At 70.8% G+C, this 14349-nt stretch carries 10 protein-coding genes; 4 read left to right on the forward strand and 6 right to left on the reverse strand.

Annotated elements, in window-relative coordinates:
* Positions 1–28 precede the first annotated feature (28 nt).
* The 5 genes from Voc01_RS27875 to Voc01_RS27895 all read right to left on the reverse strand — a co-directional run bounded on the left by Voc01_RS27875 (position 29) and on the right by Voc01_RS27895 (position 9427).
* Positions 29–1438: a winged helix-turn-helix domain-containing protein gene (locus Voc01_RS27875; RefSeq protein WP_203930537.1), complete on the reverse strand. Its 1410-nt coding sequence runs from the start codon at positions 1436–1438 to the stop codon at positions 29–31.
* A gap of 551 nt (positions 1439–1989) precedes the next feature.
* Positions 1990–5907, reverse strand: a complete 3918-nt coding sequence (locus Voc01_RS27880; RefSeq protein ID WP_203930538.1) for an NACHT domain-containing protein — start codon at positions 5905–5907, stop codon at positions 1990–1992.
* A gap of 138 nt (positions 5908–6045) precedes the next feature.
* The gene (locus Voc01_RS27885; RefSeq protein WP_203930539.1) at positions 6046–6765 is read right to left on the reverse strand and encodes a DUF8817 family protein; all 720 of its coding nucleotides are present in this window, start codon (positions 6763–6765) and stop codon (positions 6046–6048) included.
* A gap of 147 nt (positions 6766–6912) precedes the next feature.
* Entirely contained in the window at positions 6913–8268 is a 1356-nt protein-coding gene (locus tag Voc01_RS27890; protein WP_203930540.1) for an ABC transporter substrate-binding protein, read from the reverse strand.
* Positions 8269–8650: 382 nt separating this feature from the next.
* Complete coding sequence (locus Voc01_RS27895) at positions 8651–9427, reverse strand: potassium channel family protein (protein ID WP_203930541.1); 777 nt, start codon at positions 9425–9427, stop codon at positions 8651–8653.
* A 240-nt stretch (positions 9428–9667) separates the two neighbouring features.
* Here Voc01_RS27895 and Voc01_RS27900 point away from each other — a divergent pair, with 240 nt between their 5' ends.
* From Voc01_RS27900 to Voc01_RS27915, 4 genes are all read left to right on the forward strand, one after another.
* Positions 9668–10027 (forward strand): hypothetical protein, encoded by a 360-nt coding sequence (locus Voc01_RS27900; protein WP_203930542.1) that lies wholly within the window; start codon positions 9668–9670, stop codon positions 10025–10027.
* 56 nt (positions 10028–10083) lie between these two features.
* On the forward strand, positions 10084–10989 hold the full coding sequence (locus Voc01_RS27905; protein WP_203930543.1) for a class I SAM-dependent methyltransferase: 906 nt from the start codon (positions 10084–10086) through the stop codon (positions 10987–10989).
* Between the two features lie 168 nt (positions 10990–11157).
* The gene (locus Voc01_RS27910) at positions 11158–12990 is read left to right on the forward strand and encodes a DEAD/DEAH box helicase (RefSeq protein WP_203930544.1); all 1833 of its coding nucleotides are present in this window, start codon (positions 11158–11160) and stop codon (positions 12988–12990) included.
* A complete protein-coding gene (locus tag Voc01_RS27915) occupies positions 12987–13532 on the forward strand; it encodes an SWIM zinc finger family protein (RefSeq protein ID WP_203930545.1) in 546 nt (181 codons plus the stop codon). The genes Voc01_RS27910 and Voc01_RS27915 overlap by 4 nt, the downstream gene beginning before the upstream one ends.
* Here Voc01_RS27915 and Voc01_RS27920 read toward each other — a convergent pair.
* Entirely contained in the window at positions 13520–14347 is an 828-nt protein-coding gene (locus tag Voc01_RS27920; RefSeq protein WP_203930546.1) for an alpha/beta fold hydrolase, read from the reverse strand. The two genes, Voc01_RS27915 and Voc01_RS27920, sit on opposite strands and share 13 nt — an antisense overlap.
* Positions 14348–14349 lie beyond the last annotated feature (2 nt).

A 14349-nucleotide genomic window follows, 5' to 3' on the forward strand; every position in this document is an offset into this window, starting at 1 on the left:
TCATGCCGGGCTACCTTCCGGCCACCGATCATTCTGGTTCCCGCCGGACATGGTTCGGGTTGAGATAGTATCCGCGCCCCGTGCGGGTCTCGAGGTAGTTCTCGGAAATCTCGCGGCCCAGTTTCACCCGCAATCGGGAGACAAGCGCGTCGATGCGACCCTCGCGGACGCCGTCGACGACCTGCTTGGGCCACACGGCCGTCGAGATCGTGTATCGATCGACAACGCTGCCAATCTGATCGGCAAGGCAACTGAGAAAGCTGTATTCCTGCGCCGTCAGGCGCAGCTCCTCGGTGCCGATGAATATCCGACCGCGGCGCTCGTCCACGATCATCGGAGGAATGGTGCTCGTTGGCGGCTGGACCGGTGGGGAGCCGGCCCAGTGGCGGATCCTGATCCATTCCGCGAGAAGTCCGAAGGAGTGGACGTAACGGCCGGTCGCGTCGGCTTTCAGATATCCACGGGTCACGAGATCGTGCACCGCCCCGGATGTGTGGTCTTGTACCGCCGGTCGGATCTCACCGGATCCGGCGGCGACCCGGAGGATCTGGACCTCCTCCTCGGAGAAGTGCGCCGTCACGATGTTCGCGAGGGTGTGCTCCACCTCCGGCGAGGTCGCGGCCGCCGACACCGCGGCTTCGATGCTCTCCGCGTTCGCACGACCGGGCTCGGCGAGGCCGAGGGTGATGTCGACCAACGCGTGAAGCACGGCCTTGGTGAGGTACGGGTGCCCGCCACCGGCCGCGTACAGCTGCTCGTACGCGTCGTCATCGAGGGCTACGAAGCCTTGGAGCAGCTTGTCGACGTACTCGCGTGACTCCGCGATCGTCCATGCCAGGAGCTCCGCGATCCGGGCTCCGCTAATGAAAGGGCTGGGGTCCGAGTGCAGGATCCGCGCAGGTACCCGGGTGAGGGTGGACAGGAACTTGATCGGGAGAGCGGACTGGACCAGGTGGAGGATGAAGCCCATGATCTGGTCGGCTGCCTCGTCCTGGCAGTTGATCAGCATGCTGTCGAGTTCCTCGACGCAGAGAAGCACGTGCCGGCCGGTGAACGCGTCCGACAACCGCGTGGCGACGTTGACGAACTCGGTCACGGTCGACACGCGGAGCCGACCCTGGTCGTTGCGGTATCCCAGTCGATGCAGGCTCGTACCCGCCTCCGCGGCGATCCCGTCGAGGATCTCTTCGATGAAGGCGTCTCGCGAGGTGACCCTGGGGAGTTGCAGGACGACGAACTGGCCGTCTTCGCTGGCCCACTCGATGACGATGTTCATGAGAGAGGTCTTACCCATGACGCGCTCGCCTTTGATGAGAACCGGCCGCCGTATCGGCGAGCGAAGGTTCTCCTGGATCATTGCGAGCTCGCGTTCGCGGTCGAACAGATCGGTCCGGGTCTCGACGGGGTTGGGAAAGTTGAGCTCGGTCAGGCGCATCATGCGGTCGGCCGCCTTTCACCCCAAATGGCTGACTGAATACCGGACACAGCCTCCGGATTGTCACCATTCGCCACGTCCGAGCGTCATCGATGGTCGCACATGGTCATCGGGGCGATCTGACAACCGGATCACATTGCTCTGACGATTGCCTTCGGGAAGCATCCGTATGCGATATTTCAGCGTTACCTGGGTCGATGTGTGCTCCGCCAGCCGCACCGCAACGTCAACCGTCCGGCGGAGATTCCATACCACCCCCGCTTGGATTCGTGGAGCTTCATTCCGCACCGACGGCATCGGGTCCTGGTCTGCTCGATGGTCAACATCGCTTTTCTCCTTCATGAGGCCGCTCGACCTACTCAGAGGGTTGCAGACGTTCGCGCCGAAGACTTTCACTTGCCGTGACAGTCGGCTCTCAGTCGTCTGACGTTCGCGGCCTGTCGGTGGGGCTGGCATTCCCTTACCTGACGGACGAGTCAGGCGGACGTCCTCAGCGCGCTCGCCCGGGCCGGCTCAACGGCGGACACGCCGACCGGTCGGCGTGTCCGCCGAGCTCACCACATGTCCTCCGCCTCCTCGTACGCGATGCGCGCCGCCGAGGTGGCGAGTTCCTCGTCGTAGGGCCAGCGGTCGGCCAGTGCCACCACCGCGGCCCGCCACCGTCCGGGGTCCTGCTCCTCGCCCGCCTCGACGAATCCCCGCAGCAGCTTCTCGACGTCCGGGTCGTCGCGGTATCCGCCGGCGAGCGCCCGCACCGCGCCGGCCCGGCCGTCCACAGTGGACGCGGAGGTGGCGAGCCGGCGCAGCAGCGGCAATGTTGCGGGATCGTCGCGCCACCCGACCACCAGGTGCCTCATCGCCGAACCGGAATCCCGCTCGGCGAGCTGCCGCAGGATCCCGGGCAGGTCCGGTTCGTCGTGGGCGACGAGCAGAACTGCTTCGAGGGCGTACCGGTCGCCGGTCGCCGCCCGATGCCGCAGGGTCGCCATGGTCCGGGCGTCTCCGAGGACGGCGAGCATCGATGTCGCGAGTGTCGCCGTCCAACCGCTCCCGCCGGCGGTCCGGTGCAGCAGCTCGACGGTTCGTGGGTCCTGCGGGGCCGCCGCGGCGAGAAGCATCATCGCGGTCCGTCGGATGCTGTCCGACTCGTCATCCGTCGCCACGCGGTGGAGGAGGTCCGCCGTCGCGACGGACCTCGGCCACCCCTGCGCGACGGCGCGCATCGCGGCCGAGCGCACCGGCTCGGAGCCGTCGGACAACGCGAGCGTGGACAACCACTCCGGCAGGTCCGGGTCGTCTGGCCAGCCGGCCGCGAGCGCCCGTAGCGCAGCCACCCGGTGCTCGCCGTCGCCGGTGGTCGCACGGTCCCGCAGCCGGGCGGCGGTCTCCGGGGTGGTGTCGAACGGCTCCAGGGCGGCGCGTCGTTCATCGACTGTCCGCATCGACCGGTCGCCGCGGTGACCGGTCACCTGGACCGGTCCGGGTGAGGCCAGCGCCTCACCCGCCCGCTCCCGGACCCAACGTTGGATCCCGTCGTCGGCCACCACGTGTTCGAGGACCGGCCGGGTCGCCGGGTCGGTGGTCCACCGCATGAAGAGCTCGATCGCGGCCGTCTCACGCACCGATCCCTCCGGATCGGTGGTGCACGACTCCCGCAGCACCGCGCCCGCCTCGGGGTCGCCGGGCCAGCGGGTTCCGAGCGCGCGGATCGAGCTCTTGCGGATCCAGGGGTCCCGGTCGGTGCGCGCACGATCGCAGACGATCGCCAACGCCTGCGGGTGGTGCTGCCAGTAGTGGGCGAACACGTCGGCGGCGCCTGCGCGCAGGGCGGCGTCGTGGTCGACGAGCCGGGTGCGTACCCAGTCGAACGCGGCCCCGTCGGGTCGTGTCGCCATCGCGAACAGGCGCACCGAACCGGCCCGGACGATGCCGTCCGGTTCGTACTCGGCCAACTGGCGCAGGAGGTCGGCCAGCTCCGCGTCACGCGACCGCTGCCGGATGAGCGCCTGCAGAGCGTCGGAGCGCACCGGATGGTCGGTGCCGAACCTGGCCTGCCCGAGGAGGTACCGCCGGAACCGTTCGTCGTCCCGGAGCAGGCCGGCGCCGGTCTGCGCGGCCGGCGGCACCTCGGACGACAGGTCCATGACCGTCTCACCCTCGCGCCAGATCCGCAGGAACCGCCCGCGCATCAGGTACCAGTCGCGGAATCGGTCCCGGGCAGCCGGATGGAAGCGACCGATCCGGTCGAGGACCGGGGCCGCAGCGCGGACGACCGACAGGGTGACCGACGACGTCGGGAAGGCCTTCTCCGCCGCGACGTGTTCGAGCATCGCGATCACCGCCTCGACGGCGGCCGCGCTCTGACAAGGCAGGCGACCCAGGTCGCGGACCTCGCCGAGGCAACGGATGGCGAGGAGGAGGTGCCGCGGCGCCTCGTGTACCGGGGAGTCCGAACCGGTTGGCTTGCGGGGACCGAGGAACCACAACGGATCCGCGGCGAGCAGCCGGTCGACGAGCCGGCCGGCGTGTGCCGGGTCGACCATGCCGGCGAGCAGCACCAGGGTCTCGTGCCAGGCCGGATCCGACCAGTGCCGGTCGAAGGCCCGGTCGGCGCCGGCGTTCTCGTGGATGTCGGCCGCCGCGAGGTACTCGAGGAACGCGCGGTGGATGAAGCCGTACACCGTGGACCCGAAATGGCTGAGGATGAAGTTGCGGGTGCGGAACTCGTCGACGATCGCGCGGGCCACCGCGCGGGCCCTTCCGGCATTCGGGACGTGGTCCTCCCGCAGGAGATGCCCGGCGACCTCGTCCATCAGGGCCGCCCTGGACAGATGGTTGCCCGCCAGCCCGCCAGGGCTGTCCCGCATCCGCCGGGCGATCCGGCGCAGCAGCGCCAGCAGGTCGGGCTCCCCGAGGTCGTCGTGCTCCTGACGGCGACCGTCGTTGTGCAGGTGCCGGCTCGGATCCCACTGCGCCACGAGGACGCTGACCGCGTGTTCGTACAGGTCCTGCCGGTCCCGTGGCAGCTCGCCGCGGCGGCCCAGCCAGGCCATGATCGTCAGCAGCAGGGGGTTGCCGGCAAGCTCGCCGATGGCCGGATGGTCGTCGAACGCCGCCAGCAGCCCGTCGGCCCGGTCGGGTGTCCCGGCACGTCCGTACCAGGCGGTGAGGAACTGCTCGATCCGGTGCCGGTCCAGGTCCTGCAGCTGGAACGTGCGGAATCCGTTGCGGACGAACGTGGTCGGCTCATAGCCGATCACCCGCGAGGTGACGACGACGCGGGCGCCCGGGAACACCGCCGCGAACGAGCCGATCCTCTGGGCGACCTGTTCGCGCAGCTTCGGATCGAAGATCTCGTCCAGTCCGTCGAAGAACACCACGGCCCGGTGCCCGGCCCGCAGATGGTCCTCGAGGACGCCGCGGCGCAGGTCGTGCCCATCGAGGTCGGCCAGCAGGTCGATGAGGTCGAGCGGGCCGCGGGTGCGCAGGTCCTCGGCCGCGAAGGTGCGAAGTTCCACCAGCACCGGCAGGGCACCGGCCAGCGACTCGAGCCCGGCCTCCGCCCGTCCTTCGGCGATTGCGAGGGTGACGTACTGGGCGACCGTCGACTTTCCCGCTCCGGGGTCACCCAACAGGACGATGCCGCCGCCCGGCCGCTCGCCGATGACCTGGAGCACCGAACGGGCCGGCTGATCCCGGAAGGCCTGCCGGATCCGGTCGAGGGTCTGCGGGTCGACGCCGGGCGGAAGCGCACCGTCGCCGGTCGTCTCCCGGCGCACCCATTCGCGCGGCACCTCGACCGGTGGCGGGTCGGCCCGGACCACAGGGGTCACGAAGATGTCCCGCAGCAGGACCGGGTCGTGCCGGTCCACGTCGTCGTGGCGGGCCAGGGTGCCGATGCTCGCGTTGCGACGCAGGGTCCGGATCCGTTTCAGGTATCCGTCGCGGACCTGCTCCGGCTTCCGGGTGGCACCCGCGTCCCGGCGGCAGAACGCCTCGGCCCAGTGCCTGCCGAAGAAGTCGCGGACGACGTCAGGGTGGTCCTTGAGGAGGGCGGAGACCTCCTGCGAACCCCAGGCGACGAACGTGATCCCGACCTTGTCCAGCCGGTCGCTCTGCGCCCGGACCTCCCTGTCCAGGTCGGCCCTGCGCAGATCGACCGACGTCGCGTAGTAGAACGTCCGGGTTCTGCCGCCCCACTCGCCGTTGAGGAGGTCGTCCACCGCTTTCCTGATCCCACCAGCGGTGAGGGAACTGACCTTTCGGGACTGCAGCGTGGCGTACCCCCGTCCGTTCGCCGCCGGGTCAGGTGGCAGCCGCGCGTACACGTCGATCCCGGCCTGCGCCTGTCCCGGTACTCCGAACAGCCTGGCGTCCACGCCGGGCGTGACGATCTCCAGTAGCCGCCGGAAGAGCCGCTCGGCGTCGGCCGGTTCGAGGTCGCCGACCGGCAGAACCTGAGCGGTGGTCACGACCGGTGGGTCAACCGAGGATGCCACCGTTCGCCTCCTGTGCCGCACGCCGCCGGTCGGCCTTCACCCTATGCGGGTTCGGCCCGGGTCCCGGCCGGAACCACACCGCAGGGTGAACGTCGGGCTCGCGGTGGAGTGTCACCGCAACGCCGCGTCGAGTTCGGCGGCGTTCTCGAACGCGGGTGCCGCCCGCGCCGACTCGTCCGCCGTGAGCGTGACGGACCGGGCGCGGGCCAGCATCCCGGCCCCGGTCTGCGGATCGTTCAGCAACGTCGCCAGCTCGGCGCGGTACACGAGAACCTCGACCAGCTCGACGGGGTCGTCGTCGGCCTGTACGCGGGCCAACGCGCTGTCGAGGATCCGGACGGCCTGCCCGGCGTTCCCCCTGGAGTCGGCCTGCACGACGGCATTCGCCAGGGCCCTGCCCAGCCGCCCGACGGGCGCGGCGGCCGGCACGGGCGCGCTGTCGGGGTTCCGGAAGACGCGGATCCAGTTGCCGCCCGGGTCGATGACGCTGAAACCGCCCAATCCGTCGGCGTTCTTCCGCGCCCGGGGCCGGGTCATGCGCGGCGTCCCGGATACCAGCACCTTGCCGTACGCGGCACGCATGCCGGCGGCGAACGCCCGGTGCAGTCCCTCGACATCCGCGGTGATGACGAGACAGGAGCCGTAGGACTGCTCCGGGTCGAATCCGGCGATCTCGAAGAACTGCAGGTTCAGGTCCTCCCGCCGCACGGCCAGACACGCGTACGGCTTGCGTTGCCTGTACGTGGTGTGGAAGCCGAGAACCCCGTAGAAGGTCTCGATGTCGTCGATGGACGCGCACGGCAGCAGGGGAACGGTCACCTCGTTGGCCATGCGTCCTTCCTAGGCGTCACGGGGTGTCCGTCGCACATGGAAATAGCCGATCGTCGACTCAGGCCGTCCGATCGGAGGATGTCCCGAAAAGACGCGCCGGTCCCGGCCGACGGGCCGGGACCGGCGCGAACGCCCGGTCGAGCCGGGTCAGTCGGTGAAGATGGACTTCTTCTGGTTCTCGATGCTCTTCAGCAGACCGTCGACGTCGTTGGGATTGTTGATGAAGCTCTGCAACGACGGGATCATGACCGTGCTCGCGAAGTCGGGACGCGTGTCGCGGTCGAGGAACTGCGAGACCTGCTTGGCGCCGCTCACCAGCTCGGCGCACTTCTTCTGCAGCGGGCTGTAGCCGGAGGTGTCGGCGTCCTTGTGCGTCGCCACGTTGTTCGGGCTGCTCTTCAGGAACAGCAGCTCGGCTTCGGACGTCGCCAGGTACTTCATGAGGTTCTTCGCCCCGGCGACGTTCTTCGCCTCCTTCGCGACCATGAACCCGTCGATCGGCGCCTCGACCGCGTCCTGCTTGTGCTGCGGGTTGATCTCCGGGAAGGCGAAGAAGTCGAGGTCGGCCCGGTCGGCCTCGCTGAACTGCTCGCCGACGAAGGCACCGAGGACGTACATGCCGCTCTGCTTGGCGACCAACGACTGCGCGGCCTCCTGCCAGGTGCGCCCGTTCGCCGCCGGCTGGTGGTAGGGCAGCAGCCCGCGCCACGTGTCGAAGACCTGCTTCACCTGACTGCTGGTCCACGACTCCTTGCCGGCCATCAGCCGGACGTGGAAGTCGTAGCCGTTGATGCGCATGTTGAGGTAGTCGAACGTGCCCATGGCCGGCCAGCCGTCCTTGTCGGCGAACGCGACCGGAACGATGCCGTCGGCCTTCATCTTCTCGCACAGGGCCTTGAACTCGTCCAGTGTCTTCGGTGGTGTGTAACCCCGTTGCTGGAAAAGGCTTTTCCGGTAGAAGACGGCCCACGGGTAGTAGTAGAACGGCACGAAGTACTGCTTGCCGTCCTCGCCGGTGGACGCCTTCTTGAGCGCGTCGGTGAAGCCGCCGCCGACGGAGCTCCACACGTCTGAGATGTCCTGCGCCAGGCCCTGTCGGGCGAAGAACTGCATCCGGTAGCCGGCGAACCAGGTGAACACGTCGTCCGGTGTGCCCTGCAGGTACCGGTTGATGTTCTCCTGGAACGTGTTGTGGTCGACCGTGTTGACCTTCACGGTGCCGCCCGACTTGCCTTCGTAGCCCTTCAGCACCGACGCCATGGCGTTCTTCGGCACCTCGTCGGAGTAGTTGGACCCGAAGCTGACCTCCTTGCTACCGGTGTCCGAACCTCCGTCCTCGTCGTCGCCGCACGCCGCGAGGGCGGCGGACAGGGGGAGTGTGCCGGCTCCGAGCGCCGCGCCGCGCATGATGCTGCGGCGGGACAGGCTGGACCGGCCCGCGCCGAACAGCGGGAAACCGACCTGGGCCGGGGCGGGCGACCGGCCGCTGGATGAGTGGGTCATGGCGCCTCCTGGTCGCGTCGCGGGACACCGGACGCGACAACGCATGCAGTAGGAACGGGCTTCCGCGCCGACAAGCGGTGATGACAGCCCGCCCGGAACCGGGCCCCGGCCTCGACCGGGCAGGAGCGGCACGCACGGGCACCTCGGGACGGTGGCGGTCTCCGAGGGTGTCCGTGGACGGGGCCAGGCTGGACAGGGCTGAACAGGGCTGAACATCAGATGTCTGACGGGATGAAGAAAATCTACGCGCGCATGTGCAGTGAATGGGGTCGAGCGTGATCATCGCTATTCGCGCACACATCATATGTTTCGTGGGACCGCGGTGCAAGCATCGACTCCGGTGCGTCCGCCGGTACGGGACCGGCGTGTTCGCCGTCGGCGGTCAGCCCGGCGGGGCGACCGACCGCAGGTCCGCCAGCTCCGCCCGTACCGTTCCCAGCTCGGTCCGCAGCTTCCGGACCTCGGTCAGCAGGTCGGCGACGTCGTCCCTGGTCTCGGTCTCCTTCTGCTCCAGGTCGCTGAACCGGTCGATGAACCAGCTCGCCAGCGAACCGGTGATGAAGCCGAGCAACCCGACGCCGCACACCATCAGCACCATCGCCATGACCCGGCCCTCGGCCGTGGTCGGGTACCGGTCGCCGTAGCCCACCGTCGACAGCGTGGTCATCGTCCACCAGACGGCGTCGAAGTACGACCGGATGTTGGCGTCGGGGCTGCGGCGTTCGGCGTCGAGAACGGCGAGGCTCGCGACGAACACCAGCAGCAGCGCGGTGCCGCCGACGTAGGTCGACAGGCGTAGCCGGGTGGCCGAGACCGCTCGCCGGTGCATCACCAGCACGATGGCGACCAGGCGCAGCGCCCGGAGCGGTCGCAGCACGGGCAGCGCCAGCACGATGAGGTCGAACAGGTGGGTGCGCAGGAACCGGCGCCGCCGCGCGGCCAGCCGGAACCGGACCGCGAAGTCGGCGCCGAGCGCGGTCCAGGTGACGATCTCGGCGGCCTCGGCCGCCACGTGCCAGGTGTGCGGTAGGCCGGGGGAGAGGATCGGGACCGCGTACGCGGTCAGGAACAGCACACCGAGGACGGTCAGGGCACCACCGGTGCGCCGCTCCCAGGCGCGCAGGCGCGCCTCCCCGTCGTCAACGTCGTCGACCACCACGCCGTCAGGCTAGTGCCGTGATCAGCTCCGTCGCACCGGTCCCGGCCAACCGACGGCGAGCCAGAGGCCGAGGACCGGCACGACACCGACGAACATGACGTGCGGCATCATCACGTTCGGCCAGAAGGCGACCGACCGCCAGCTGCGTCGCAGGGGTGCGCGGCACCCAACCAGAACGAAACGCTACGCCGGTCCACTGGTGTTTGGCCGTTCGGAGGCCTGGAGATATCAACGGCCATGATGAAGTTGGGTCGGCCGCCCGTGCCCGTCATGGTGGCGTCCGTACTGTCGGGGCTCTTCGCAACCTTCCTGATCCTCGCGGGGGTCTTCGCCGTCAGCCAGGGCGGGGTTCCGACCGCGCTGGTGATCGGCGCGGTGCTGGCCGCGGTCACCTGGGCGATGTGGACCGGGCGTCGGTCCGGGCGGCTTTCCGCCATCCTCGTCGGCGTGTTTCTGATCGGTGTGGGAGTCTTCGTCAGCGAGTCGTTGGCGATGCGGGTGCTCAACGTCGGGATCGGACTCGCGCTCGTCGCGCTGCTGGTGCTTCCGGCGAGTGTCCGCGCGTACTACGGCGACCGGCATCGCGCGGTCACGAGCTGATCGGGCAGCGGTCCAAATCGATGGACCCGTCCCGGCCCGATCGCTACGGTCGCCGGATGGTGTACCAGCACCCCCTGGCGTACCTGCTGGGGCTGGAGGGGATCGCGTTGCTGCGGGCCTGGGCCGGCGATTTCGACAGGGACTTCATCGACCGACGGCTGGCCGAGGTCCGCCGCCTGCTCGCCACCGCCGCCCTTGCCGGCCATGCCGGGACGGTGGTCGAGCGGGGTGACAGCCTCACCGGCTACCGGCAATGGGCCGCCACCTACGACGACGAGCCCCGCAACGGCCTGTTCGACGCCGACGAGCCCGTCATGCACGACATCATCGACGCCCTCCCGCCGGGCGACGCACTCGACGCGGCCTGCGGCACCGGCCGGTACGCCGAGCATCTGGCCGGCCGGGGCCACCGCGTCGTCGGTGTCGACAGCTCACCGGACATGCTCGAACGCGCGCGCACCCGCGTCCCCTCGGGTGATTTCCTGCTCGGGGACCTCGACCGCCTACCCGTGGCCGACGGGTCGATGGACCTCGTCGTGTCGGCGCTCGCGTTGTGCCACGTACCCACGCTCGAACCGGTGATGGCCGAGTTCGCCCGCGTGCTCCGCCCAGGCGGACACCTGGCCATCTCCGACGCCCACCACGAACTGGTCCTGCGCGGCTCCGTCCCACACGCGCTCGGCCCCGGCGGCGAACCCGGACTGGTGCCCAGCTACCGGCACACGACCGGCGACTTCCTCCGCGCGGCGTTGTCGGCCGGGTTCCAGGTCCGACGCTGCGAGGAACCGCGGGGACCCGATGACCCGACACCGCCGCCGCCTCCGCCGACCGAGCTGACGGTCGGCGGCTGGGAGGGGTGGCCGTGGACACTGATGGAGCTCGTCCCCGAAGCGACGAGAGCGGCATGGGCCATCCCGGGCGTCGTCGTGTGGCACTTCGAGCGCGGCCACGGCCGCCGCTGACGCGATCGGGATTTCCGTCTGCGGCGGTCACGCCACTCGTCACAGATAGCTGCCGCCACGTGGTGAAAAGGAAGCCCGCGTCGTACACATGTGCGATGTGCAAGATCGTTTGTTTCGGCCTAGCCTCGCCCGGGTCGGCGCGTCCGCGTCGCGGGGGAGGGGTCGGCGATGACACGGGTGTCCGCGCGCCTGCAGGCCACGTTCGTTCCCGACGAGGGCGCGATCGCGTGGTGGGGTCCCGCCGGGCTCGACGGGGCGGTGCGCGACCTCGGCCTGCCCGGGGGCCGGTCCGCCACCTGCCGGCTCGCCGTGCCGCGGCACGGTCGGGTCGTGGCGGCGCGGGTCGTGGCGCGCCTGGCCGACGTGGAGGTGGCGGCCGCGGCGTTGCGCGGCCTCGACGACCGCGCGTCGGTCGGCGCGTCGGTGCGGGCGTGGCGGGAGGCGGCGCTGCTGGTCGACGACGACCGGTTCGCCGGGCTCGCCGCGCGGATGCCGACCGCCGCCCACGCGGTTCTCGACGCCGACGGCACCGCCATCGCCTCGGCCGCCGCCCTGCTGGCGCAGTTCCGCGGCGCGCTCCGGACCCGGGCCGCGCTGCGCGGCACCGGCGTGCGGGCCGAGCTGCGCCCGTACCAGGTGCACGGGGTGTCCTGGCTCGTCGGACGGGCCGAGCGCGGACAGGGTGGCGTGCTGGCCGACGAGATGGGGCTGGGCAAGACACTCCAGGCGATCGCGCTGCTGGCGATGCGCCGCTCGGCCGGCCCGCACCTGGTCGTCTGCCCGACGTCGTTGGTCGGCAACTGGCGGCGGGAGCTGGAACGGTTCGCACCCGGCACACCGGTCACCGTCCACCACGGCCCCGGCCGGCGGTTGCCGGACGTGCTGCCGCCGGGCGCGGTCGTGGTCACCGGATATCCGCTGCTGCGCACCGACGAGGAGTTGCGGCGGGTCGGCTGGGACGTGGTGATCCTGGACGAGGCGCAGCAGCTGAAGAACCCGGAGGCCGCGGTCAGTCGGGCCGCGGCCGCGCTGGCCGGCACGGTGCGGATCGCGATGACCGGCACGCCGGTGGAGAACCGGCTCGACGAGCTCTGGTCCGTTCTCCACATCACCAACCCCGGCCTGCTGGGCACCCGCGCCCGCTTCCGGCAACGGTTCGTCGTGCCGGTCGAGCAGCGTCGCTCGGCGCGGGCCGCGGCGACCCTCGGCGCGGTCGTCCGGCCGGTCCTGCTGCGTCGCACGAAGGCCGACGTGGCCACCGACCTGCCGGCCAAGCAGCACTCGACCGTCGTGTGCACCCTCACCGGGGAGCAGATCCGGTTGTACCGCGAGGCCGTCGACCGCGCGTTCGCCGACGGGTTCGGATCGGGTCCGCAGCGCAGCGGACGGGTCCTGGCCCTCGTCACCGCGCTCAAGCAGATCTGCAACCACCCCGCGCAGTACCTGCGCGAGGACCGGGCGGAGACCGGCCGGTCGGGCAAGTTCGACCGGGCGGGCGAGATGCTGACCGAGATCGCGCAGCAGGGGGACCGCGCGCTGGTCTTCACGCAGTACCGCGCGATGGGTGAGCTGCTGTCGGACCACCTCGCCGGTGCCATCGGCGTGCCGACCGTTCCGTTTCTGCACGGCGGGCTGCCGGCGGCCCGCCGCGACGAGCTGGTGCGCGCGTTCCAGGAGGACGACGCCGCGCCGCCGATCCTGCTGCTGAGCCTGCGCGCGGCGGGCTTCGGCCTCACGCTGACCCGTGCCGCGCACGTCATGCACTTCGACCGCTGGTGGAACCCGGCCGTGGAGGACCAGGCCACCGACCGCGCACACCGCATCGGCCAGCGGCGCACCCTCAGCGTGTACACACTCGTCACCGGCGGCACGATCGAGGACCACATCGCGCGGATGCACGCGGGCAAGCGCGGACTCGCCGGCCTCGTTTCCGGCGACGCTCTCGCCGACCTCAGCGACGACGAGCTGCACGCCGTGCTCGAGCTCGGGAACCTGTCGTGACGCCGGCCGAGTTCGGTGCGACACCGTGGGGACGGGCGTGGGTGCGCACCGTCGAGCCGACCACCGGCCCGCCGAACACGTTGCTGCCCAGGGCCCGCAGCCTCGCCCGCAACCACGCTGTCACCCTGTCGGTCACCGCCGGCCGCGTCGACGCCACCGTCGCGGTGACGGGCACGACCCACAGAGCCCACCTTCACGTTCCACTGTGGACGGAGCAGACAGTGGAGGCCGCACTGCGGCTCGTCGCCGGGCACGGTGACGCCGTCGCCGGCGACCTGCCCGACGCTGTCGAGGCCGAGTTCCGCCGGCACGGCATCGCCGTCGCCGTGCGGCCCGACGAGTGCACGAGCGGCTGCGACTGCCGTACCCGCCGCCGGCCGTGCGTGCACGTGCTGGCCACGGTGTACGCCCTGGCCCAGTGCGTCGACGAACGGCCCGCCGTGCTCCTGGACCTGTTCACGTCCGGCGCGGCGACGCCGGCCCGCAGCACCGACTGGATCGCGCTGACAGACCTCGACGCCGCGCACTTCTACGGAACCTGAGGGCCGCCCCGGCGGAGGAAGCACGACAGAACCTGCCGGAAGTCGTCCGGGTGCTCGAGCGCCGGCACGTGCCCGCACCGGCCGAACACGGCCATGCGGACGTCGGCCAGGTGCTCCAGCAGGGGCAGCGCCGCGGTCGCGAGCGGGGTGAGCCGGTCCTCGGCGCCGTGGACGAGCAGCACGGGCGCGCGGATCCCCGCCAGCGTCGCCGCCGGCAGGGCGAGGTCGTCGGCCCACCGTTGCCTCGGCGGAGGGAACAACGACGCGTATGCGGCCGCCCCCGTTCGCATCGCGGCCGCACGCGCGTCGACGGCCGGGTCGGTCACGAGCGTCTGGTCGAACACGAGGCGGCTCAACATGTCCCGCGCCCCGACCGGGCCGGCGGGTGCGGCCCAGACCGCGTCGAGGTCGGCGGACAGCGGCGCACCGGGGGCGCCCATCGTGGCGACGGCCACGACGTGGGTGACCTGCCGGGGACGCGCGGCCGCCAACGCGAGGGCCACGGCCCCGCCCATGGAGTGACCCACCACGGCGTAGCTGTCGGCACCGAGCGCGTCCATCAGGCCGGCGGCCTGCTCGGTCCACAGCCGGAGCCCACCCCGGGAGCCCGCCGGAACCGGTGTGCGGCCGAACCCCGCCTGGTCGGGGGCGACCAGGCGCCAGGACGCGCCCAACGCCTGCGCGGTCGCCGCCCAGGCGCCGGACCCGGTCGTCCCGGGCCCGGAGCCGTGCAGCATCAGCACCGCGGGGCCGGTGCCGCTGTCCAGGACGTGGACGGGGGAGCCGTCGACCGTGACGGTCCGCAGATCCGTCACCG

It is taken from the genome of Virgisporangium ochraceum, assembly GCF_016863655.1.
Taxonomy (GTDB): Bacteria; Actinomycetota; Actinomycetes; order Mycobacteriales; family Micromonosporaceae; genus Virgisporangium; species Virgisporangium ochraceum.